Source organism: Vibrio sp. VPAP30 (assembly GCF_001188205.1).
GTDB classification, from domain to species: Bacteria; Pseudomonadota; Gammaproteobacteria; order Enterobacterales; family Vibrionaceae; genus Vibrio; species Vibrio bivalvicida.
This window is the reverse complement of sequence record NZ_LBLS01000013.1, coordinates 418,938-442,068: the sequence shown is the minus strand read 5'-3', so window position 1 is coordinate 442,068 and position 23,131 is coordinate 418,938. Positions and strand designations below refer to the sequence as shown.

Genomic DNA, 23,131 nt, shown 5'->3' with positions numbered 1-23,131 from the left:
CTATGGCGTGTCAGGGTTGATCTGCTCTTCGTGTTCTTGAATAGATTGCTCAACTAGCTGAGTAATCTCTTCTACTTGCTCGGGAGCAGATTCCGCAATCGTACTAATAAACTCTTCGACCGATTCATTAATATCAATTTCCTCTCGGTCCGCAAGCCTTAGGTTTTGGTTGGTTTCAACCATATTGGCGACCAATTCCTGACTGAATTCGGCCAACTTCTCTGGAGATTGTTCTGCGAGTGTTTCAACCAAGTTGTTTGGTTGTTCTTCCATGGCATCACTGATGGCTACCAAGATCTGCATGGTATTCTCTGGTTCTTTCTCAATCAGCCATTCAACAATCTCATCGATTTGATCATGTTCTGACTCTGCGAGCTTTTTCGCTATCTCAATCGACAAGTCTGGGTTGGTCAGGGTAAGAGAGCGAAACAGCACCACCGTATCTATGTTATCTAGTTGGGCGGCTTTCTCTGCTAAAGAAGCGGCCCATTCTGGGTTTTTGTTTGATAGTCCACGTATCAATGCAATTGCCTTGCTCGGGTGGTCTTTGGCTAACGACTCAACCTGCTCCCAAGCTTCATCAACATAGAGTGAATAATCTTGATACTCAGTACGTGGGTCAAGCTCTTCATGGATTGATGCTGGAGTATGCATAACGAAGCTTTCTTGCTCTTCCACAGGGAGTGCTTGTCTGGCCGACATTCGGTAGATGGTAAAGACAATCAAGCCAAGATCGACAAATATTAAAAAGCCAAACAGAGCACTACCATTAAAGCGCTCCATGATAAGTGCCGCTGTATAAGGGCCAATGACTGAGCCGATAGCATAGATACACAGTAGGCCTGACAAGACGGGCACTAACTGAGCTTTGAGCGCTCTATCAAAGGTCTCTGAAATACTGAGTGGATATAAACAGGCGATTAATCCCATAGTCAGTGCAACCAAGATGAGTGGTGCTACTTGCCATTGATACTGCATTGAAACGGGTAATGCGAAACTGACGATAGCAAGAACAAAGCACCCAGATAAGATAACTTTACGCCGTTCAAACTTATCGGATAAATAGCCCATTGGCAGTTGGAGAAGGATACCACCCGCTGTCGCTGCACCCATGAAGACAGACAACTGGAAGCCAGTAATACCTTGACCATCAGCATAGACAGGTAGCATGTTAGCGATGGTTGAATAGAGAATGCCACACACAAAACAGGTCATAAAACCCAGTGGTGACAAAGTATAGATTTCTCTAAGCGGAATCGATTCGGTCTGCTCGATTTGTGGTTCAAAGTGAGAAACGAACACCACTGGTGAGACCGAAATACTAAAAAGTACCCCACATAGAATAAACAGCGTGGTCTCACTTGGCGGCGCGAGAGCTAAGCCAAATTGACCCAAGGTAATCGCACTCAAAATCACTACTTGGTTGACGGCTAAGATCTTGCCACGATTAGACTCGGTCGACACGCTGTTGAACCACGTATCGAGTGTTGCGGTCGCACAAGCGATGCAGAATCCCATCACTGCACGCATAATGGCCCAAAGCCAAACCTCTGAGCTAAGACCCATGATCAAGATGGCGCTAGCACCTAAGCTACCACACATGGCAAAGGTTCTGACTAAGCCAATTTGACGCAGTACTCGCTTGCCAATAATAGCGCCAAGCAGAAAGCCGACAGAGTACATCGAAAGTACAAAACCAATTGATTGCACTCCGACTTGCTCATCGGCAAGTTTCACAGGAAGGAGGATGCCACTTAAGCCATGACTGCTCATCAGCAAAAACGAGCTGATAAAAAGTAGGGTGAGTGGTCTTAGCGTCGCCGTTAATGTCATAGCTTTGATTTAAAGGCAAAAAAGCGCCATTTACAAGCCATTTGTAAAGGGTGTGTTGGTTTTGTGTTGCGTTTTGGGTGGTGTGCTTAAATGATCAAAACAGCAATCTGGGACACTTTTTCTTGAGATGAATTGGCAATACTAACGCCAAACTAATTCACAGGAACAATGATGTCTGACCGCTTCCAAGTAACACTTCAATCCACCATTGGCTTAGAGCCCTTCAAAGTAGCGCTTACTTGGTTCATGGTGCTGGTGGAAAACGTGATGCTGATATTACTGCCACTCGCGATAGGCTACGCGATTGATGGTGTATTAAATCATGACATGCAACCCTTAGTTCACTTTGCTTTTCTGCTGCTGTTCGTCGTAGCTGTTGGTGTTCTGCGTCGTTTTTATGATACCCGAGTTTATGGCCGTATTCGCTTTAAGTTAGCCAGATTGGTTGAGCGTAACTTAGAACACGCGCCAGTGTCAGTGCGTAGTGCGCGCTTAACCATGTCTCGTGAGCTGGTGGACTTCTTAGAAGATGATTTGCCGGCGTTAATGACGGCAGTGGTACAGCTTGTTGCTACCGTTGTTATCCTCGCTGCATTCCACCTCTATCTTGCTCTGAGTGTCTTGGCGTCGGGTATCGGCATCTTGATTATCTACGGCTTGTTTCATGGCACTTTCACTCGCTTAAATGGTGCGCTAAACGATCAGCTTGAACTTCAGGTTACGGCGTTGAACAGCGGCAGGTTTGCTACCATACGCGGGCATTTCAAACGCCTTATGAGTTGTGAAATAAAATTGTCTGATACCGAAGCTATAGCTTATGGATTGATTTTTATTGTCTTACTAAGTGCGGTGCTGATCAATTTATGGATGGTCAGTGTGTTGGTCGAGCCAAGCGTTGGAACGGTGTTTTCCATCGTTACTTACTCTATTGAATTTGTACAGGCTGCGATCGTTTTGCCTATCACACTCCAAACATTGTCTCGATTAGCAGAGATTACTCAACGTCTTAATGTTTCATCAAAGGCTGAGGTCGAAACCCCTAACCAACAGGAGATTTCTTATGAAGGTTAAATCTATCTTCGCTGTCGCGTTAGGCGTAAGCGCAATTTTCGCTGCCTTGGTTATGGTTGACTACTTAGAGCCACAGCCGACTCCGATTAAAGAGAAGGCGGAGCTGAAAGCACCTGTTTCAATTATTGAGGTGACGCCGCAAGCGCATAAATCGTCTTTGACTTTACTTGCCACAACAGCAGCAAGGTGGCCGATTCAACTTAAAGCATCGAGCACTGCTCAGCTAGCTTGGTTAGATTCTCGATTAGAGCCGGGGATGACGGTGGCGAAAGGTGATGTATTAGCCAAGCTAGAGACCAGCGCGTTAGCGTCAAATTTGGCGCAAGCTAAAAGCCAAGTAACGCAAGCTGAGCTTAATCTCAAGCAAGCGAAACACGAACAGACAGTGGCTCTGAAAATGCTATCAGCTAAAACCAGCTCACCTTTTGCACGCAGAGAACCGCAAGTGGCGGCAGCGAAAGCGGAGTTAGACAGAGCACAGCAAGCACTGCAGAGCGCCAACAAGCTACTAAGTGAAGCCAATATAGTGGCACCATTTGACGCGATTATATTACGACGCGTGATTAGCCCAGGTGAGTGGTTAGAGTCAGGGCAAGTGTTGTTTGAGTTGGCGGCGAGTGATTCCGTCGATGTGGCGCTGCCCGTTTCGGATCTCCACTGGCAGAAAGTACAAGGTGCGCTGAGCAAACCAGAAATCTCGGTATCAAACAGAGCAGGGCAGCATTGGCCTGCTAAGGTTCGCTATGTTGCCCCTCAAGCCGATGCCAACACTCGTCAGCGTCAGGTTGTGCTAGCCGTAAGCGAGCCTTATGCAGAAAAGGAAAAGTTGTTGCCCAATCAGCAAGTTAAAGTTGAGGTGAGTTTAGGTAATCAGCAGAACATTGCGACCTTGCCGCTTAGCGCCTTAACACGTGATGGCTTTGTTTGGACTTTAGATAACCAAGATAGATTACAGAAAGAGTGGGTAACGCTGGTTGGTCAACAGCAAGACCAAGTGTTCGTTCGTTTTGACAAGCAGAGTAAACAGTCTCGTCGAGTGGTGGTTTATCCTTTGATTTCGATGTTGGTTGGTAAGCAAATGGCACCTCACAGCATGACTGAAATGACGGCCAAATTGAGGAGTGAATAATGAGCTGGTTAACCAAGTGGTTTATTGACAACTCGGTCGGCGCTAACTTGCTGATGCTTGCCATCATCGCAAGTGGCGTGATGGCATTTGGACAGTTGCGGGTTGAGTCATTTCCGCAGATTGCTCCATCTTCTATATCTATTACAGTGGCTTACCCCGGTGGAAGCGCTAAGCAAATAGACGAAAGCATCACCCAGCGTATCGAAGAGTCCATCAGCGGTATTGCAGGGATCAAGCAGATCACCAGTCAATCTAGCGCGGGTCAGTCGAGTGTTGTGGTGCGAAAAACCAGTAGCACGGATTTGAACAAACTCTTAGATGACGTACGTAATCGCGTCAATGCTATTAATGGCTTTCCTGCTCAAGCAGAAAGACCGCAAGTGGTGCGTAATGAGTTTACCAATTTAGCGGCTTTCGTCGTGGTGTCGGGTGACCGCAGTGATGAACAGCTTCAGCCAATTGCGCGTCAAGTAGAGCAAGCATTAAAGAGCAATCCACGGATCTCAAAAGTCAGTAACTGGGGCTCACGTGCTCCTCAGTTGATTATTGAGCCTCGTCCTGATGAGTTAAAAAAACTCGGCATGACCTTAGATGATCTTGCTAACACGATTAACCAAATGTCACTAGAGTCACGAACTGGCGAGTTAGTCAGTGATAAAGGAAGAATGGTGATTCGTGGTGACGGTTACGCCGATGACTTGCAGAAACTTAAGCAACTAGTAGTGGTGTCTAGGCCATCAGGTATGGTTTATTTAGGTGATATAGCCACACTTACTCGAGATTACGAGACAAGCGGCGCAATCGTAAGAAACAATGGTTCTAATGCCATTGCTTTGTTGGTCAGCACTAGCCAAACCGATAATCTACTTAAAGTGAGCTCAGCGATTGAAGAGACGCTAGCTGAGCAACAGCGAATTCTCCCTAACGATATCGAGCTCAATGTGATGGCTGATATGGCGCCTTACATTGAGGAGCAGCTATTTCGACTCGGGGATAATGCATGGCAAGGCCTATTGATTGTCGTCGTTTTACTGGGAATATTTTTAGAGCTTAAACTGGCTTTTTGGGTCGCGGTAGGGATCCCAGTTGCGCTAGCAGGTACGTTAGGTGCAATGCAAATTGCCAATTACAGCATCAACGATATTACGCTATTTGGCTTTATCTTAGTGCTGGGTATTTTGGTCGATGATGCCGTTGTTGTCGGTGAAGCCATTCATGAAAAACGCTCTCAATACAAGAGTGGTAAAGAAGCGGCGTGGCACGGCGTCCACTCTGTGTCTGTGGCGACTGTCTTTGGTGTCTTGACCACTATAGCCGCGTTTTCTCCTATGCTGTGGATCAATAATGACTTTGCCAAAATACTGGCTGGTTTTTCGGCAGTGGTGATTTTCGCTCTGATTTTCTCTTTGATTGAAAGTAAGTTTATTCTGCCATCGCATTTGGCGCAGCTCTCTACGCATAAACAAGGAAAGGGGATAATCGCTAAGATTCAATCCACCGCACAAGGCGGGCTGACTTGGTTTAATCAACGTATTTATAAACCTGCGCTTGAGGCAGTACTGGAATACAAACTTGCTAGTTTGATGGGCTTTATCGCCATGATCGTGTTGGCTTACGGAATGTGGTCGACTGGAACGATTCGCAGTGCAACTTTTCCTGAAATCCCGGGACGTTACATTACCGCGAAAGTGGCGCTGGAAGATGGCGCTCCGCTACCTTTGCAAAAGCAAGCATTGGATAAGATTGAGCAGTCGATGCTCTCTGTCGAGCAACAGCTTCAAGCCGATTACCCACTTAGTAAAGCACCGATCGTTAACCTGTTAGCATGGTCTGATGGATATGGCGAGATTGAGGTCACGGCAGAGTTAACGAGCGAGTCTCTTAGCATACTCCCTGGCAACCTATTGACTGACAGTTGGCGACAACAAGTAGGCGCGATTGAAGGGGCCTATTCTGTTGAGTTTAGTGCTGCAGAAGCGCCAGCTGGTGGCACGTTTATTTCTATATCATCCCGCGATAGAGAGTTAGCAAAACGCGTGGCGATTGAACTGGGTGATACCTTGTCAGTGCTACAGGGTGTTGCCGATGTGTTCGATGATGGTAAATGGGGTCAACCACAGGTTCGCTTGGTGCTTAATGAGTTTGGTCACCAGCTTGGCTTAACGCAGGACAAGTTGGCCAAACTGGCGGGTGAAGCCTTTGGCGAGCGTGAAATTCACCGTCTTTTAGAACAAGGCCAAGAAACGAAAGTATTGCTTAAATACCCAAGGGATGCGCGTAAGGCCTTGGCGCAGTTAGAGCAATCACAGGTAATGTTAGCAGGCGGAAAAACCGTTCTGTTAGGCGATATCGCTGAGTTTCAGCATGAGCAGCAACCTCAAATCTTGTATCGTAGAAATCGAGAGCAGGTGGTGAACCTCTACTGGAAGCAAAATCGAGATATACAAGCTCCCGAGCAGACTATGACTCAACTAACACAGCGGATTGAGCAACTTGAACTTCAATACCCTGGCGTGAAAATAAAAGCGGGGGGAGAGTTTGAGGAGATCAGTGAAGTCTCCGATGGATTTAAATCGGCAATGATTCTGACCATCTTGTTGATTTATATCTTGTTAGCGGTTCCTCTTAAGTCTTATTGGCAACCGTTTATCATTATGGCTGTGATTCCTTTTGGTTTTGCTGGGGCGATATTTGGCCACTACATTATGGATTTGCCCATCAGTCTGTTATCTATGTTCGGCATGATGGCGATGACGGGGATCGTGATTAACGATTCATTGGTTTTGATTACTCGTTTCAATCATGAATACCGTAATGGCATGCCTCTTAAGCAAGCGTTGGTGACAGCAGGTACGAGTCGCCTGAGAGCTATTTTCTTGACCACGATTACCACGGTTTGCGGCTTGTTGCCATTGTTGAGTGAGACAGCAGAGCAAGCCCAGTACCTTAAACCTGCCGCGGTGTCATTGGTGTTTGGCGAGTTATTTGCTACAGCGGTTACTTTATTATTGATTCCGATTTTACTCGGACTGACCAGTCGTAAGCAGCCTAAACAGACGGAAGAAAAACTGATGATGGACGCAGCGTAATGAGCAAGGTATTTGATTTAATCGATCAAGCGGGCGATAGTAATTTTATTGATCTAAAAGGACCGAGTGCAATGGCAGAAAGTGAAAAGCAGCCCTTCTTGCTGGTTCCCGAGATAGCGTTGCTGGAGCCGCTGCCTGAGCATCTGCGCAAGCGATTTTCACACGCCTTGTACTTAATGCATAAAGAACTTGATGATAACAGAACTTGGGAGCAAATCGCGACGGCCAGTGCGATTTCTCCCTATCACTTTCACCGCCAATTTACCGAGCTGTTTAACGAGACGCCCGGGCAATACTTAAGTCGCTTAAGGTTGCAGGTGTCGGTTAGCCTACTGATGAACAATGATCCTTGGAGCGTGACAGAGATTGCTCAATACTGTGGGTTTTCTTCTTCTCAAGCTCTGGGTAAAGCGCTTAAGCGAGAGCTCGGTGTGACGGCTAAACAAGTACGTAAAATGGGTTGTGAATTAACACCGCGAGAATCTGCTGCATTTATCCGTCAACTCGGCCATCCGGGGAAAGATATCCCTTTAGAAAACGAATTGGCTCAGTCTATGCCGACAGAGCTGATCTGGTATCCGAAACGGGGGATGAAAAAGCTGTCCACGGTTGACCCAGACTGGGACAGCGTGATGGAAATCTATGGTGAGAAATCGGTTCGTTTGATGGGGGCAACCCCGGTTAATCAACTAGAGCTAAGCTGGGATCAAATCGATACCTATATTGGCGACTGGCAAGTTGAAGAACAAAAGTATGATTTTATTCTGCCTGAAGGTTACTACTTATGCAGTGATGTTTACCTCGTCTCTGACGCTGGTTACAGTGCTGCTCTTGAAGCTTTGTTTGATATCGCTCTGAAAAAGCAGCTTGAGATTGATGAAGACGGCTTTTTTGTCGAAATGATACGTCATATAGAGCTGACAGAAGTGGGCGGCGTCACTTTCTCTTTTCAGATCCCGATCGTTAAGTGACCTTAGAGGCTAGCTCTAAGGTCAGATAGCAGTGAACTATTTTTCGTTAAACCGGGCATGATAAGGGTCAAGCTCATAGCCTTGTCGTTGGGCAAGCTCACGATAAAGTTCTGGTCTGCGTCCCCTTATCCAACGCCTGCCTGTGCACATATCGAGCTCTTTGGGATCAAGGTCGGCAATGATCATGGCGTTGTCTATCGCGTCAGTTTCAACCATGGCCTCACCGTAAGGGTTTAGGATCATCGCATTGCCAGTTCTCACTTCGTCCATATCAACGCCAACACCATTGCTAAATATCAGAAACAGCCCATTGTCGTGCGCTCGGGCAGGCAGCCAACGCATTAGCCAAGCGCGTCCTTTTCGTCCCTGCATTTCAGTTCGAATAGCTTCCGGGTCTTTATGTCGGTTAAGCCAAAGCTGCGGGTCGATCCTTCCCATCGCGTTCGGGCTACGTGAATGGCAACCTCCTGTCTGGTGAGGGGCAAGCAGAACGTCTGCGCCTTTGAGTGCTGTCATCCTTACGTTCTCAACTAAGTTGTTATCCCAACAGATCAATATGCCAACTCGCCAACCTTGCGGGGTTTCGACCACGGTGTATTGGTCGCCGCTACTCATGTGCGGGCTGACAAAGGTATGCAGTTTTCGGTGCTTGGTGATGTTGCCGTTCGGCATCGCTAGGATAAAGGTATTGTAGAGACAGCCTTGCTCATCAATTTCAATCAACCCAACGCCAATGTTGATCCCCGTTTGTTTGGAGAGCGACAAAATCTGCTGGCTCGAACTGCCTGCCGGAATAGGTTCAGCAAGTTGAACGATTTGCTCTCTGCTCAGTTTAGAAACATGCCAGTAGCCTGAAATACACATTTCTGGGAAGCAGATAAGCTCAACCCCTTGTGATTGAGCGCTTTTTACATAGTGCTCAATCACAGCAAGATTATACGCTTTATCCCCAGGGTGATGATTAAATTGAACGGATGCGACACGTAACTTTTCCACGGAGATTCCTTACTTGATAAAAACTGGTTGTGAGTTTAAGAAAACTATTTCATTCCATATAATGAAATAAATTATCTGTTCAATAAGGGTTTGGAATGGAAGTTGAGTTGCTCAAAACATTCTGCATTTTGGCTGAGAGCCAAAACTACCGGTTGGCATCGGAGAGGCTGTTTCTCACGCAACCTGCCATTACCAAGAAAATTCAACGTTTAGAAACCAAAGTGGGTGCTCCACTATTTGAGCGTGGTCGCCATGGTGCGCGTTTGACCGCTGCAGGTCAGTCGCTGTTGCCCGAGGCTCAACGTCTGCTGCGTCAATTTGAGCAGTTCGACACCCTGTCGCAGCGAGTATCTTCTGGGTTGTATGGAAGTTTGAAAATCGGCTTTGGAGTTTCAACCTACCATGAGGCGCCTCGTTTTGTGGCTGCATTTAAACAGCGCTATCCCGACGTCAATATTGTGCTGAACGACATTCCTTCCCAAACCCAACTAGACCAACTGCAAAGTTGTGAGCTCGATGTAAGCTTCAATCGCATTGCGAGCGATAGTCAGTTCAAAACCTTACCTCTGTTTGATGATCAATTGGTGGTCGCCATTCATCGAGATGAAGACATTGACGAGCAAGAGCTTTGGCATTCGTTAGCTCGGCATAACTATTTAAAATTGGCGACTAATCGAGGCCCAGGGCTCAGCCGACAAATAGAGGGCTACCTCGCAGCTAATCAACAGGAGTTAACCATTGCCCAAGAAGCGGATGACATCTTAACGCTACTCGCATTAGTCTCCGCGCGACTGGGATTTACCATTGTTCCTCAAAGCGCTCAAGCGATCAGCAATCCACATGTGCGTTTTATTCCATTGGAAGGGGAGTATGCCCATTGGCCTATCGGTTTGGTGTGGTTACCGCACTCGCCCAACGCACTGCTAGATAATTTTGTTGAGTTAGTGACAGAGCTAAACTCGCGAGGAGGGACACCAGATACTCTCAGTAAATCGTGAAGTATTCTCTAGTGTTATGTTTTGTTGTTTAGTTATTGTTACAGATGTTAAGTTTGACTTTTTATTTATTAATGGTGAATAAAATTGCAATTTTAGCTTGTGTTGGATTTTTTAGGATATATAATCGCTCATATTGAAGATTTATTCACTTTAAGTGAAATTGTAGTCATCTAGGGAGTAGTCAGATGAGCGATACACTTCTCGTTGAAGAGAACCACAAAACTAACCGGAATCTGCTGATGTTTGCGATTCCATCATTGCTAGGATTATTCTTTTTCCTTGCTCCGCTAACATTCGACGGTAACTTTACCTTCCCACTGGCTTTAATGGCTAAAGGGGTTAAAGCGCTGCTAGGGGATGCGATTTTACCGACGGTCACTGGCGTGATCTGTTTTTCAGCTTTTGCATCATTTGCCGCAAGTCTTTTAAAGCCAACTTTTGTTACGCAATCTTATCTGCTTACAAGACTTTTCATTCTGACTCCAACTTGGCTAGTGATTCGTTCGTTAGGTGCGTTATTTACGCTACTGGCATTGCATCAAATCGGGCCAGAGATCATCTGGAACGGTAACACGGGTGGTCTAGTTTTAAATGACTTGCTTCCATCGCTATTGGTGACTTTCTTCCTTGCGGGGTTATTACTTCCGTTACTGCTTAATTTTGGGCTGCTAGAGCTATTAGGTACGTTACTGAGTAAGTTTATGCGCCCTGTTTTCCGCCTGCCGGGTAGAGCGGCGATTGACTGTATGTCTTCATGGTTAGGCGATGGTACGGTCGGTGTTATCTTAACTAGCAAGCAGTATGAAGATAAAAAATACACAGCGCGTGAAGCAGCGGTGGTTGCAACTATGTTCTCACCTGTGGGTATTTCATTCTCGCTAGTGGTACTGACTCAAGTTGGATTAGCAAACTACTTTGTACCGTTTTACTTTGCGATTTGTTTGTCTGGCGTTGCGGCGGCGATGGTAATTCAGTTCCTGCCACCACTATCTTACAAAAAAGATCTCTACATTGATGGTAGTGCACCGAACCGAGATGATGAACTGGTTCCAGCAGGTAAATCGACTCTAGGCTTTGGTATGGAGCTAGCACTGAAGCGTGCCGACAAAGTAAAAAGCTTAGGCTCAGTGGCTAAAGAAGGTGTGCATAACGCGCTAGATATGGTGTTTGGTGTTCTTCCTGTTGTTATGGCGATTGGTACACTAGGCCTAGTGGTTGCAGAAGCGACGCCATTGTTCTCGATGCTGGGTGCTCCGTTTGTACCTCTACTAGAGCTACTTAATGTGCCAGAAGCAGCGGCGGCGGCGGAAACTATGCTGGTGGGCTTCACTGATATGTATGTTCCTTCAATCATTGCGGCGTCATCTGTGAATGCGGATTTAACCAAGTTTGTTGTTGCAGCGCTGTCTGTTACTCAGCTGATTTTCATGTCAGAGACAGGCTCGGTTATCCTAAGCAGTAAGGTGCCAATTAACTTCCTAGAATTGGTAGCAATTTTCCTACTACGTACTTTAGTTACGCTACCTATTATCGTTCTAGTTGCTCACGCGATCTTCTAGTCGGACTTATTCATTGAGTTCTTAAAGCCCGATAGCTATATGTTTATCGGGCTTTTTTCTGACTAATAAGCTGATTATACTGCCATTTTCCCTTCTATATCGATTCTAAAATAGCTCGGCCGTTACTGATAACAATCGTTTTGATTTGGGGCTAAGGTATATATCAAATCAAGATAAACCTCGCAGTAAGGAAGAATTCAATGTCGATTAGTGGTGTTAATCCCGCAATTACAAACGCGGTCAGCAATAACTTACAGCTTGATAAAGTAAACACGGGTGAAGAACAGAAATTCCACCTTAACTTAGGTACGGGTAAAGATTACACCATTACAGTGGATGGAAGTGGGCAGGTATCTGCAACTCGAGATTTAGGGCATTTATCAAAGACAGGACGTATTAAAAACGCGGTTGTTGATTTTTTCAGCAGGGCTGCCAATAAGAATGAGAGCGCATTCACAACTAGAGCCACTCAGATAAAATCAGAAGTACAAAAGCAGTTAACAGAGGCCATCCCTGTACAAAATTTGGTGAAAGCAGCGTTTAGCCAGACTGCCAGTGATTTTAAGAATGATGCCCAGTTTTTAAAGCCAGGAACCGATCCTTCGACAGCCACATTCGACGATGTCACTGACGCCAACAAGGCACGTTTAGGCCTAGAAAATATGGATAGCGGTGCACTAGAGTTTATCAACCAGAACTTCTCTAGCTTTATTGTTGGCAAAGATGCGATTTTTAGTCGTCTGACCGATGAATATTTACAGCAAGCCCCTGCTTTAGCCGGTGACCAGAAGAAACTGGTTGAACTAAGAAATCACTGTGAAGACCTTAGCCATAAAGTTAATGCGGAATTTAACGCTCAGTTTATTGCGCCTTACGAGCAGCAGAAGGGCAATGATTTGCAGCTCAGCATGTAAATAGTAAGCAGTGAATTAGCAGGAGTTATTACCGTTGGATATATATAAAAAGATACTCGCTGAGCTTTCAGTCGAGCAGTTGAGTTTTGATGAGAATCAAGTCTGTTGTTTTGAAGTGCAGCCTACAGAAAGCCCAGAAAACCTCCCTTATGTTGTCAATATCGTCGGCAACACCGTGTTACACGAGTTAGCTATCTCTGTAACGACAACAGTGGCTATTCCGAGTCAGATACCTAAACAGCTTTTCACTTTGTTCGCGGAATACGCGATGGGCCCTCTTCGCGGTGAGCCCGGTATCGGTGTTTTTTCAGGTACTGAACAGGCATCCGTTTTCACCACGGTCAGATTGGTAGATTATCGTTCTGGCCTGATTCAGGAAACACTAACAGAGCTTCTTGACAAAGCCCTTGAATGGGATCAGATCCTGTCAGTGGATGAAGCTCCAGATCAGGAACAGGAAACAGTATCTGCTGCTCACTCTTTCAGATCCAGTAATATCAGAGTCTGAATAACGGTTTCTAGCTATGCTCTATAGACTGATACCAATAATATACCCACCTTGTCAGGGGCAAGGTGGAGTCCTTCTAATGACTTATTTCCCAGTTGGATTATTCTTCCACTATTGCTGAACTTCGGTCTGCTTGAGCTTCGTGTTAGTTGTTTGAATTGCAATTGTAGTTCTGGTTTGACCTGTTATCTAACTCTCGCACTGCTCCCCTATTTGACAGTGAAAGATCTTTAACTCATTGAATTTACTTGATTTATATGTAACTGAAGTTGTTTTATTTGTGATCAAGGTCACTAAAACATGCAGTTTCATGCCCTATTTATTTCATGGTTTATTTTTCTGATAGCCGTACTATTTATTTGCTCTCGTAATTCCTGAAATTGGAAATAGATGGAAGCAAATTATAAAAATAACAACAGATAATTTATCGAATTGATGTACAGGCTTAGCTGCTATAAATATAAAGCTAAGTAGTATGTTTCGTCAGGCTGGAATTAACCATATATACGATTCAATCGGTTTAGTTTTAGTTAGGAGAAAGTATGTTTCAAGAAGTGACAGAGCTGTTAGATGAAATTGGTTATGCATTTGATCGTCATGAATTAAAAATGTGTATGATTCGTGCACAAAAGAAAAAGGTTTTAAAAGCACTAATAGAAGATAGCAGAAAAAAAAGCTTTGATTTGTCATCCAATGTAAATAAATCCATTTTGGCGTCTATTGCAAGTACTCCCGATATATCTGAGAAGAAAGCTCTCGCAGAACTCGAACAGTATGTTTCGAGAAATTTAGATGAAAACTGGAGTCATAGAGAAAAATTACTCGCGAGCGCTATGCGTCACACGGAGGAGTTTAGAATGCTTCTTATTCTAAACGGTGATGCCGCTGTGAGGTATATGTAGAATGGAGACTCGTGTTCAAGAGGCAATTCGTTGCGCCCAGTTGTTAGAGATTGATGTGCATGACAAAAATGTCCGTGGTTGCATGGTAGCGGCGATTATGTGCGAACAAGTACATGAGTCGAATTTAGGTACTTTGCTGAACCTTGCCTACACCAGCCAGTCTATTGTTTTTCTGCATGCGTTGAAACAAACTGAGGAATTCAAACTTATTCATTCTTTACTATCTAAGCATTTAGATTAGGTAGTTATCTGGCAACCAAGGAAGGTTGCAAATATTTAGTATCTCTTATTTGAGAATTGTCACAACATCACCCTAAAGTAGTAGTGGTGTTTTTGTTTGCTTGTGATAGCAGCAATGATTGTTATTTCAAATTGTGTCTAAATAAAACAAATTTCCGACTCTTGTATAAAGATGATGAATTTTTGTGTGTGATAATGACTAAAGTAGATGAATAACTTTAGGTTGCATAGATAGACTATCTATAAGGTGCTTATTGAATTATATAGGTGCTTTGAAGTTTTCGTAGGCAGTGTATCAATACTAAAATAAAAATATGAAAGACTTACGCTTGCGTAGATTGTCGCAGTTACTCAAAAACTTCAACTATGGCCGTGGTTATGAAGTTTCGATCGAAGATCTAGAAGAGATTTTTTCAACGAGTAGGCGAAATACTTCAAATATCATTAAGGTTCTACAAGAATGTGGCTGGATATTATGGAGCCCTGCTGTTGGTAGAGGAAAGAATAGTAAAATCACAGTTGTCGCATCTTTATACCAAGCCCTGTATGAATGTATACAATCCGATATCACTGAAGGAAATCTAGATCAAATACCCAAGTATCTAGAAGCTCATCGCTCTCTTGCTTCAAGAATATTACATCTATTGATGCATGAAACTGAAAATGCCAATAAAGCTAGTAGTACGTTAACTGTTACTCAATACCCTCCTGTTAATAAACTAGATCCTGCAATTACTTATGTATCGGCAGAAATGCAGGTAATCAGCGCAATGTATGATACGTTGCTTCGAATTGATGAAAATGGTCATATTCACAATCATATCGCTTATGAATACTCAGTGACGAATCAAGGCAAGCGTTATTGCTTTTGGATAAACCCTCATGTCCTATGCCATGATGGTTTACCACTTACCAAGTTAGATATCATTGAGAGTCTAAATAGACTTTTCTCATCAGAGGGCCCTTATAAGTGGCTCTTCAAGCAAGTTGTTAGAGTAGGTTACGATCGCGAGCAAAATGCTATCTTTATCGATCTTTCTGATGCTAACCCTCTTTTTGTTTTCGCGTTAACTACTCCAAATGCTTCTATTGCGACAAGAAGATATCAAGTTTTGGGTCAGCGCCGTGTCCGTGTGGGTACCGGACCGCTTCATTTAACCCATTGGGACGACAAGAAACTGGTATTGGTTAGAAACTCTCAATACTTTGCCACGGGAGCTCTTCTAAGTACGATAAACCTCTGCCACGAGGGGAAGGTGTTGGACAGTTTTCTAAGTTTTGAAACAGAAAATCCTGAAAGCGAAAAGCATCCAATCCAAGCATTTTCTACTCTAGCGATCAGGCTACGAGATTCAGCCACAATTACCAAAGACGGACTGGCAGCGCTGCTTACCTTTATTCAGCAACAACGAACGATTTACACTCATCAACAAGGGATTGATATTATTAGTCATTTCGGCTTCTTGAAGCATGAACAATCTGAATGTCCGGTGTTATCAGGGGAAGTAGTCATTGGTCACAGTGAGTGGAGGGTCAAATATAAACGCCACTTAATTAACTGGCTAACTGAAACAATAGAGAAAACGGGAATAAAAGTCAGATGCCTTCCTATCTCAGATTTAGATGCGCTAGATGAGTATCGAGACAAAATTGATCTACTTTTGTGTGAAGAGTTGTTGGAGCAACCGAGTCGATATGGTTTGTATGATTGGCTTTTAACTACAACTTCATTGAGGTTTGCACTTACTCAAGAGCAGTTTGAAGAGCATAGAGTTCATGTACAGAAAGTCGTTGCCAATTTTAGCTATGAGCAAGAACTACTCGATGTAATTAACACCATAGTAGATCGTCATCATTTGCTGCCGTTGTTTTGGGGGCAAAAGGTAGTGACTAAAACGAAACAAGTTTCGGGAATACAGTTGAAGAAGAACGGGTACTTGGATCTACACAGGTTATGGAACAACCATACTTTATAAATCCTGATGTTCTTTGCAAGAAAGAGTTAAGTCTCACCGTTAATAGGTGGAATTGTATTTTCGGATCAGCTTAATCAAGGTGTCTAACTCATTTTTTACCGCTCCCTGTAATGGATAGCCCATATTGATTCGAATGCACTCGGTATAAAGATCGAGAGTAGTGAATAGATGGCCAAGCCTGACATCTAATTGAAGTTGCTCAATACCTTCTGCCAGTGCAAGGTGATCCAAGTTGGGTATTTGTAGCCATAGCACCATTCCACCTTGTGGGTGACTGATTTTCACGTCACGCGGCAAATGCTCAGTAAGGTATTCAAGGTATTGCTGTCGCAAGCTAAGTAATTGGGTGCGCCTTCTCTTTACATGCTTGGCGTACTGACCTGATTCGATAAAATCCGCCACAGCGAGTTGGGTTGGCAGGGCAACCCCATAACTCGCCGATGCAAATTGGGTTTTGTACGTATCTAGGTATCTCCCCGGAAGGCACCAGCCCAAACGGTAACTGGGTGAAAGGCTTTTTGAGACAGAGCCACACCATAAGACATAACCCTCCTTGTCATAATATTTAGCCGGTAATGGGGTGTGGGAAGAGTAGGAGAGCTCCATATAGACATCGTCTTCGATCACCGGGATACGGTAATCATTGGCGAGCTGGGCTAGCTTTTGTTTCTGGTTAGCCGACATATTGATGCCTTGCGGGTTCATATGCGAGGTGCAAAATATCGCTGCATCGACACGTCTGTGCTTGAGGTGCGCTTCAAGTTGTTCAAGGTCGATACCGTCATCCAAAGAAGGGATCTCAATGATCTTGCGCGACATTTTCCCCAGCAGCTCCAAAATACCATTGAAGCATGGAGAGCTGATCGCTATGGTGTCGCCTTGTTTGGTACAGGCTTCTAGTGCCGCTTTGATCGAAGACATACACCCTGCTGTGATGACGATCTGATCGGGATTAAAATGTAAGTCGAGCTTGGCAAAGTGGGTGGATAAAGCACTGCGAAGTAAAGGCTCTCCTTGAATATCGGGATAGTGATTGAGCCTGTCTCCCATCCGTTTCAGTGCACGGCGAAAGCTACGCTCCAACTCAACCACAGACTGTTCATCCGCTGAGGTACTCGACACGCCCAGTGGACCACTTTTCGCATTGTGGGTTGGTGAAGTTTTGATGACGTGAGAGACCTTACTTTCAAATTGAGCCCAATCTGGCGTCGAGTGCACTGGCTTGCGAGGTGAAACAAAGTAACCCGCTTGTGGTCTTGAGTGAATCCAGCCCTGCGATTCCAATTCTTGATAGCAACTGACTACCGTAGACATACTTACCGACTGCTGTTTAGCCAACTGCCTGAGCGATGGCATTCGCCCTCCTTCGATTCTTTTACCGTTTTCTATCTCTTCAATAAATTGATTGGCGAGTTGTTGGTAGATGCTCATTTTCGCTTTTTCACTTAACTGTACTGGTTTTTATTTAAAAAATTGTATCTGTATATGATTTGTCGCTCAAGGGATACTGTGGCAAAACATAAGAGGGACGAATATGAAAAGAAATGACTTATTGTTAGCGGTGCTTGTCATGGCTATTTGGGGATTTAACTTCTCGATGATCAAAATGGGGGTAACCAATGTTCACCCCTTGTTGGCAACAGCGGCACGTTTTGCGCTCGCAGTGATTCCTGCGATCTTCTTTATTGCTAGGCCAAATGTCGCGTGGCGTTACTTAGTTGGCTACGGCATTGTGTTTGGGGTTGGTGTGTGGGGAATGGCCTCTTGGTCTATCACTGCGGGTCTTTCGTCTGGAATGTCTTCCGTTCTACTGTCAACCAATGTACTTATCGGCATGGCGGTCGGGATTTGGATTTTTAAAGAGCAGGCACCGCTGCGTAAAGTTGTGGGTGCGGCTCTAGCAATGTGTGCCTTGGCAGTACTGGTTTCAGCAACAACAGGTAATGTGACGTTAAAAGGCGCTGTTTTGATTATGATCGCTGCCTGCTCTTGGACCTTGATGGGTGTGATTGTCAAAGCGTCAAAGACCACTCAGGCTTTTGCGTTCAATGTGTGGGGAATGTTGTTTTCGCCACTGCCTCTTGTTCTATTTGCCGTCTCACTGCATGGCGAAGCGATCATCTGGCAGGCGTTTGAACAGTGGAATTGGAACACCACGATTGCGGTGGTATTTCAGGCGTATCCTACCACTCTGTTTGGTTACTGGGTGTGGAATCTAATGCTGATTAAGTACCCGTTAAGTACCACTGCGCCACTGACGTTACTTGTTCCAGTGTTTGCTTTAGTAAGTGGTTACTTTATGTATGATGAGGTGTTGTCTATGGCACAGATCATTGCCTCTGGACTGTTTTTGGTTGGGATTGGGTTAATCGTTAAGCCTGCATCTATGCAAAAGACCTCGACTAAAGCGTTTGGGAAGCTAGCACGATAGAATGGACTCCGAGTAAGTGAAGACTTACTCGGAATGTGTACAATCACATTAATTCGACTTCAACATCGCTCTGAATCTGGCTAGAGCACGCGAGCGTATAACCTTCCGCTAAGTCTTGTTCAGTCAGAGTCTCGGTGCTAGTACGAGACACTTCTCCTTTAGTCACTTTGCATTTGCAAGAACCACACATGCCACTGCGACAAGCGATGATGATAGGTACACTATTGTCTTCTAGGACATCGGCAAGTGTTGCACCTTGCTCAACTTCAGCAGTGACACCAAAAGCGGGCACTTCAAATTGAACCACACCGCCAGCAGATGGCTCTTGATGGGTTTCGATTGGAGTGAAGCTTTCCTGATGAAACGCTTGAGGCTCGACTCCGAGTGCGAGAGAGTGAGACTCCATATCCTGCATAAACTGAGTTGGCCCGCATAGATAAACGGTGCGTTCCGCGATGTCAGGACATAGGGTTTGCAGCCATGCCTTATCTAGGCGACCTTGCGGATGACGTGTCCCGGTGTTGTCTTTTAGCAGCAACTTAAAGTGGAAGTGGCTGTGAATGCTGTCCATTGACTCTAACTCATCAAAATAGATGGTTTGCTGAGCGCTTTTAGCCATATGAATAAACACGATATCGATATCTTTGCCATCAGCTAACCAAGTCTTTGTCATCGACATTACTGGGGTAATACCACAACCTGCGCTAAGCATAACGACTTTATCTTTTGGCGTGCAATCGACACTGTTAAATGGACCAGTAGGTGCAAGGGCCAACACAGTATCACCCGGGGATAAGGAATCGATAATGTGGTTTGAGATTAACCCTCCCTCTACGCGCTTGATGGTCAGTTTTAACTGAGGTTCGTTAGGCACAGAGCTAATCGAATACGCTCTATATTCAACTTTACCCTCCATCTCAAAACCGAGTGAGACAAACTGTCCGGGCTTAAATTCGAAAGCGATATCTTCATCGTCTATAGGGGCCAGCGTTATGCTCACGGTATCAAGGGTTTCTTGCCACTTCTCTACACAGCGTAAAGTTGTTGGCAGGTTGTTTTGCCATTCACTTGTCATAGTTTTCTCTTAAAAAAGTGCCTAGCTCCATCAGAGCTAGGCAAATTGGCGAGGATTAAGCAGCTAAGATGGTTTTTAGATCGTCTTCAACATTACCGATACTGCGCATATCGAATTTCTCTTGAATGATTGCCAGTAGGTTGTCGGTCAAGAAAGCAGGCGCTGTTGGACCTGTGTAGATACCTTTCACGCCTAAAGCGAATAGGGTAAGTAAGATAACAATCGCTTTTTGTTCAAACCAAGATAGAACGAGGGTTAGCGGAAGCTCATTGATATCACAGTCGAACTCTTTAGATAGCGCTAGTGCAAGTTGGATTGCTGAATAGGCATCATTACATTGACCAACATCGAGTAAACGTGGGATACCGTTGATGTCACCAAACTGATTCTTGTTGAAACGGAATTTACCACAAGCTAGGGTAAGGATAACGCTGTCTTCAGGTGCTGCTGCGGTGAAGTCTGTGTAGTAACTACGCTCAGACTTATCACCGTCACAACCGCCCACTAGGAAGAAATGTTTGATGTTGCCTTCCTTAACTTGTTCAACCACTGCCGGTGCCGCTTCCATGAGCGCATTACGACCGAAGCCAACCGTGATCATCTGTTCGATTTCATCATGTTGGAAACCATCTTGAGCTAGAGCGCACTCAATCACTTGGCTGAAATCATCACCTTCGATATGTGCTACGCCCGGCCAGCCAACAATACTGCGTGTAAACAGGCGATCGGCGTATTGGCCGACATTTGGATTCAACAAACAGTTCGATGTCATGACAATTGCGCCAGGGAAGTTGGCAAACTCCTTTTGCTGGTTTTGCCATGCGCTACCGTAGTTACCCACTAAGTGAGGATACTTGTTTAGTTCTGGGTAGCCGTGTGCTGGCAGCATTTCACCATTGGTGTAGACATTAATGCCTTTGCCTTCAGTTTGTTGCAGGATCTTTTCTAGATCATGTAGGTCATGACCAGACACTAGAATCGCTTTGCCTTTTACTGTCTTAACGTTAACGGCAGTAGGTGTAGGGTGACCGAACGTAGCAGTTTCACCCGCGTCTAGCATCTCCATCACCTTGTAGTTCATTAGGCCAATCTGCATTGAACACTCAAGTAGAGCGTTTAAGTCCTCTGGGTCGGTGCCAAGCCATGCCATGATTTGGTGGTACTCGGCATAAATCTCTGTGTTGGTTTGCTCTAGTACGCGTGCGTGTTCCATATAGGCTGCTGCCCCTTTTAGGCCATATAAGCAAAGTAGGCGCAGACCAATCACATCTTCACTTAATTGCTGGTAGCCGCGGTTAACGGCAACAAGAGGAGCATGAGCCAAAATCTCTTCCGCACTCGCCGGAAGCTCAAAGTGGGCGACAGATGGTGCTTCATCCAGTTCGATATCACCCAATTTAGCTGCCGCGAGCGTTTGTTCTTTTAAGCGAGCTTTGTATTGCGCTGCCAATGAAGCAAGTTCAAGAATACGTTCTGGATCGAAGTTAACGTTGGTCAGCGTAGAAAAGAAAGCTTTTGGTGCCCACTGGTCGATCTCAGTATCGATGATATCGAATTTGCGCGCTTGCTCAGCCCAGTAAGAAACACCTTGTAGGGTGTAGACTAATACGTCTTGTAAATCAGAAACTTCAGAAGTTTTGCCACACATACCTTGTGCAAATGAGCAGCCCTTTACAGTAGGGGTTTGAATAGTCTGTTCACATTGAATACAGAACATTGCGCGTCTCCAGTCGTGATAATTGTTAGCGGAACCATCCGCCGTTTTATTTTGAGACTGATAGAGCAGGTAGCGTGCCAATGCCTAACTATATGTTTTTATTTGATTTATTGTTTTGTCTGGTATTGAATTGATGTACTTATTACATCGCGAGCGATGTGTTTATTACATCGCGCTAGTGCTTTGACGCGGAGAAAGAACAACTAAGCATCGAGTCTGTGGCTAAACCTTGAACAATAAACACGCTCCTGTGTCAGTCGAATGCGATAACTCGAGGAAAATACGTAGGTTAATGGGATGTCTAAGGAGTGATGTGATTATTACAACACCGGAAGAAGTGGTAATTAAAAGGCTCACCAAATGGGGTGAGCCTAAGGAGTGTTAAAAGTGGTTAGTCACTGAGAGCAAAACAGACTCGGATTTGTACCGGGTGTCATACATATCCCATCGATTATTGGTGTAGGCGTACTTAAGAGCGAGTGTCCAGTCAGTGTTAGGTTTGTAATTAACCCCGGCTTCTGAGTTGAATACGCTGTCACGATCAAAGCTTAGGTAATCCATTCTTCCTTTAACTGACCAGTTATCATTAAAGGCATATTCCATTTGCCCAGATACTGCTGGAAGCACCGGTTTGGAGCTAAGCTTAGAGTGCTTACCACCGTTTAGCAGATCGGTTTCCAATTCGACTAAGTAGGCGTATAAACCAGCACCGGCCGTCATGGTTACTTGATCACTCACCTGATAGTGCTTTTGATATTGTGCGCCAGCACTCCATTGACGCAGAGCAATAAAGATTTCTTCTCCTTGTGAGTAGCTATTGTCGCTGACCTCGAAGTTACCGCTTACTTTACCTGTACGGCGAGTTTCGTTAGGGGCCATTTGTACTTCTATCGAGCTATCATCATCTAGCTGGTACGTATAGTAAGCGGACGAGAAAGGCTGGTAGTCGTCGTCAGGTGCTGAGTTTTCTAGCGTTTGGTTTACACCGAAATCACCCAAAGTGTCGTAAGTATTGAAACCTATATCTAGAGTAAAGGAGTGACGTTTACTCTTCGCATAAACCGGATTTGTACGCTTTCTGTTTGAGTCATATTCAAACGCTTTGTTGGTCAAGCTTACATTGACCATCATGCCGTCTTTTAGTGGCGCTGCACTAAGATTTACGCCTTCCGGGGAATACTCTGAGACGAAAAACTGGTTGGTTAGAAATGCGATACCGCCGCCAGCTAAAACGTCGTCGGCATAGTGGCGATTTCCGTGAACACGGCTTGCGCCTACAAAGCTTGCGGCAGCATACGCAGGAATCCCCCACTTAGCGCCGTAGCGAGTGTGTAGAAAAGAAGCTCCTGAGAATGCTGCCGCAGTGTGTCCCGAGGGGAACGACGCTGAGTTCGATGAGTTTGGTCTAATTCGGCCTACGGCGAATTTACCCGCTTGAACAATACCTATAGTTGTCGCAAGTGAGTACGTCAGTTGCTTGGCTCCTTCTCCATCATCATGTAGCCAGGCCGCGAACAGACCCGTCACAGGTAAAGCGATTTGAATGTAGTCTCCTGCCACAACATAGTCGTCGTCAGTATTTGCAGTAATTGCATTGTTAGGAGTGTTGGCGAAAGCAGTACTTTGCGCAAAAACGAAGCTAACTGCTGCAGACAAAATAAGTTTTTTCATTGAGTAATACCATCAACGCTGTTCTGAGTGTTGTACAAGTAAGACGACGAT

General features: G+C 45.0%; 18 protein-coding genes. 12 read left to right on the top strand and 6 right to left on the bottom strand.

The genetic code is table 11. The features are described 5' to 3' along the window. Entirely contained in the window at positions 1-1,833 is a 1,833-nt protein-coding gene (locus tag ZX61_RS03870; RefSeq protein ID WP_049843388.1) for an MFS transporter, read from the bottom strand. A 171-nt stretch (positions 1,834-2,004) separates the two neighbouring features. On the opposite strand from ZX61_RS03870, the gene ZX61_RS03865 reads away from it, so the two are divergent. The 4 genes from ZX61_RS03865 to ZX61_RS03850 are packed head-to-tail and all read left to right on the top strand — an operon-like array spanning position 2,005 to position 8,093. Beyond that, positions 2,005-2,904, top strand: a complete 900-nt coding sequence (locus tag ZX61_RS03865; protein ID WP_049843387.1) for an ABC transporter six-transmembrane domain-containing protein — start codon at positions 2,005-2,007, stop codon at positions 2,902-2,904. Next, on the top strand, positions 2,894-4,033 hold the full coding sequence (locus ZX61_RS03860) for an efflux RND transporter periplasmic adaptor subunit (RefSeq protein WP_049843386.1): 1,140 nt from the start codon (positions 2,894-2,896) through the stop codon (positions 4,031-4,033). The genes ZX61_RS03865 and ZX61_RS03860 overlap by 11 nt, the downstream gene beginning before the upstream one ends. After that, a complete protein-coding gene (locus ZX61_RS03855; protein WP_049843385.1) occupies positions 4,033-7,122 on the top strand; it encodes an efflux RND transporter permease subunit in 3,090 nt (1,029 codons plus the stop codon). Before ZX61_RS03860 ends, ZX61_RS03855 begins: the two co-directional genes overlap by 1 nt. Beyond that, on the top strand, positions 7,122-8,093 hold the full coding sequence (locus ZX61_RS03850) for a helix-turn-helix domain-containing protein (protein WP_049843384.1): 972 nt from the start codon (positions 7,122-7,124) through the stop codon (positions 8,091-8,093). Before ZX61_RS03855 ends, ZX61_RS03850 begins: the two co-directional genes overlap by 1 nt. A 36-nt stretch (positions 8,094-8,129) precedes the next feature. Here ZX61_RS03850 and ZX61_RS03845 read toward each other — a convergent pair whose 3' ends face one another. Continuing rightward, complete coding sequence (locus ZX61_RS03845) at positions 8,130-9,089, bottom strand: nitrilase family protein (RefSeq protein ID WP_049843383.1); 960 nt, start codon at positions 9,087-9,089, stop codon at positions 8,130-8,132. Positions 9,090-9,184: 95 nt separating this feature from the next. Between ZX61_RS03845 and ZX61_RS03840 the strand changes: the two genes are divergently transcribed. From ZX61_RS03840 to ZX61_RS03810, 7 genes are all read left to right on the top strand, one after another. Continuing rightward, positions 9,185-10,087 carry a LysR family transcriptional regulator gene (locus ZX61_RS03840; protein WP_049843382.1) on the top strand — a complete coding sequence of 301 codons (903 nt, stop codon included), beginning with the start codon at positions 9,185-9,187 and terminating at the stop codon, positions 10,085-10,087. Between the two features lie 185 nt (positions 10,088-10,272). Further along, complete coding sequence (locus ZX61_RS03835) at positions 10,273-11,646, top strand: YjiH family protein (RefSeq protein ID WP_049843381.1); 1,374 nt, start codon at positions 10,273-10,275, stop codon at positions 11,644-11,646. A gap of 200 nt (positions 11,647-11,846) precedes the next feature. Further along, entirely contained in the window at positions 11,847-12,560 is a 714-nt protein-coding gene (locus ZX61_RS03830; RefSeq protein ID WP_049843380.1) for a hypothetical protein, read from the top strand. A 34-nt stretch (positions 12,561-12,594) separates the two neighbouring features. Next, a complete protein-coding gene (locus ZX61_RS03825) occupies positions 12,595-13,068 on the top strand; it encodes a hypothetical protein (RefSeq protein ID WP_049843379.1) in 474 nt (157 codons plus the stop codon). A 542-nt stretch (positions 13,069-13,610) separates the two neighbouring features. Then, positions 13,611-13,970, top strand: a complete 360-nt coding sequence (locus tag ZX61_RS03820) for a hypothetical protein (protein WP_049843378.1) — start codon at positions 13,611-13,613, stop codon at positions 13,968-13,970. A gap of 1 nt (position 13,971) precedes the next feature. Next, positions 13,972-14,211: a hypothetical protein gene (locus ZX61_RS03815; RefSeq protein WP_049843377.1), complete on the top strand. Its 240-nt coding sequence runs from the start codon at positions 13,972-13,974 to the stop codon at positions 14,209-14,211. A 313-nt stretch (positions 14,212-14,524) separates the two neighbouring features. Beyond that, positions 14,525-16,186 carry an SgrR family transcriptional regulator gene (locus tag ZX61_RS03810; protein ID WP_049843376.1) on the top strand — a complete coding sequence of 554 codons (1,662 nt, stop codon included), beginning with the start codon at positions 14,525-14,527 and terminating at the stop codon, positions 16,184-16,186. A gap of 39 nt (positions 16,187-16,225) precedes the next feature. On the opposite strand, the gene ZX61_RS03805 is transcribed toward ZX61_RS03810, so the two are convergent. Next, the gene (locus tag ZX61_RS03805; RefSeq protein WP_049843375.1) at positions 16,226-17,617 is read right to left on the bottom strand and encodes an aminotransferase-like domain-containing protein; all 1,392 of its coding nucleotides are present in this window, start codon (positions 17,615-17,617) and stop codon (positions 16,226-16,228) included. 103 nt (positions 17,618-17,720) lie between these two features. Here ZX61_RS03805 and ZX61_RS03800 point away from each other — a divergent pair, with 103 nt between their 5' ends. Further along, positions 17,721-18,617, top strand: a complete 897-nt coding sequence (locus ZX61_RS03800; RefSeq protein ID WP_049843374.1) for an EamA family transporter — start codon at positions 17,721-17,723, stop codon at positions 18,615-18,617. 43 nt (positions 18,618-18,660) lie between these two features. Here ZX61_RS03800 and ZX61_RS03795 read toward each other — a convergent pair whose 3' ends face one another. The 3 genes from ZX61_RS03795 to ZX61_RS03785 all read right to left on the bottom strand — a co-directional run bounded on the left by ZX61_RS03795 (position 18,661) and on the right by ZX61_RS03785 (position 23,080). Then, positions 18,661-19,692 (bottom strand): hybrid-cluster NAD(P)-dependent oxidoreductase, encoded by a 1,032-nt coding sequence (locus ZX61_RS03795; RefSeq protein ID WP_049843373.1) that lies wholly within the window; start codon positions 19,690-19,692, stop codon positions 18,661-18,663. A 55-nt stretch (positions 19,693-19,747) separates the two neighbouring features. Continuing rightward, on the bottom strand, positions 19,748-21,409 hold the full coding sequence (hcp, locus tag ZX61_RS03790) for a hydroxylamine reductase (RefSeq protein ID WP_049843372.1): 1,662 nt from the start codon (positions 21,407-21,409) through the stop codon (positions 19,748-19,750). Between the two features lie 381 nt (positions 21,410-21,790). Continuing rightward, positions 21,791-23,080, bottom strand: a complete 1,290-nt coding sequence (locus tag ZX61_RS03785; RefSeq protein ID WP_049843371.1) for a phosphatase PAP2 family protein — start codon at positions 23,078-23,080, stop codon at positions 21,791-21,793. Positions 23,081-23,131 lie beyond the last annotated feature (51 nt).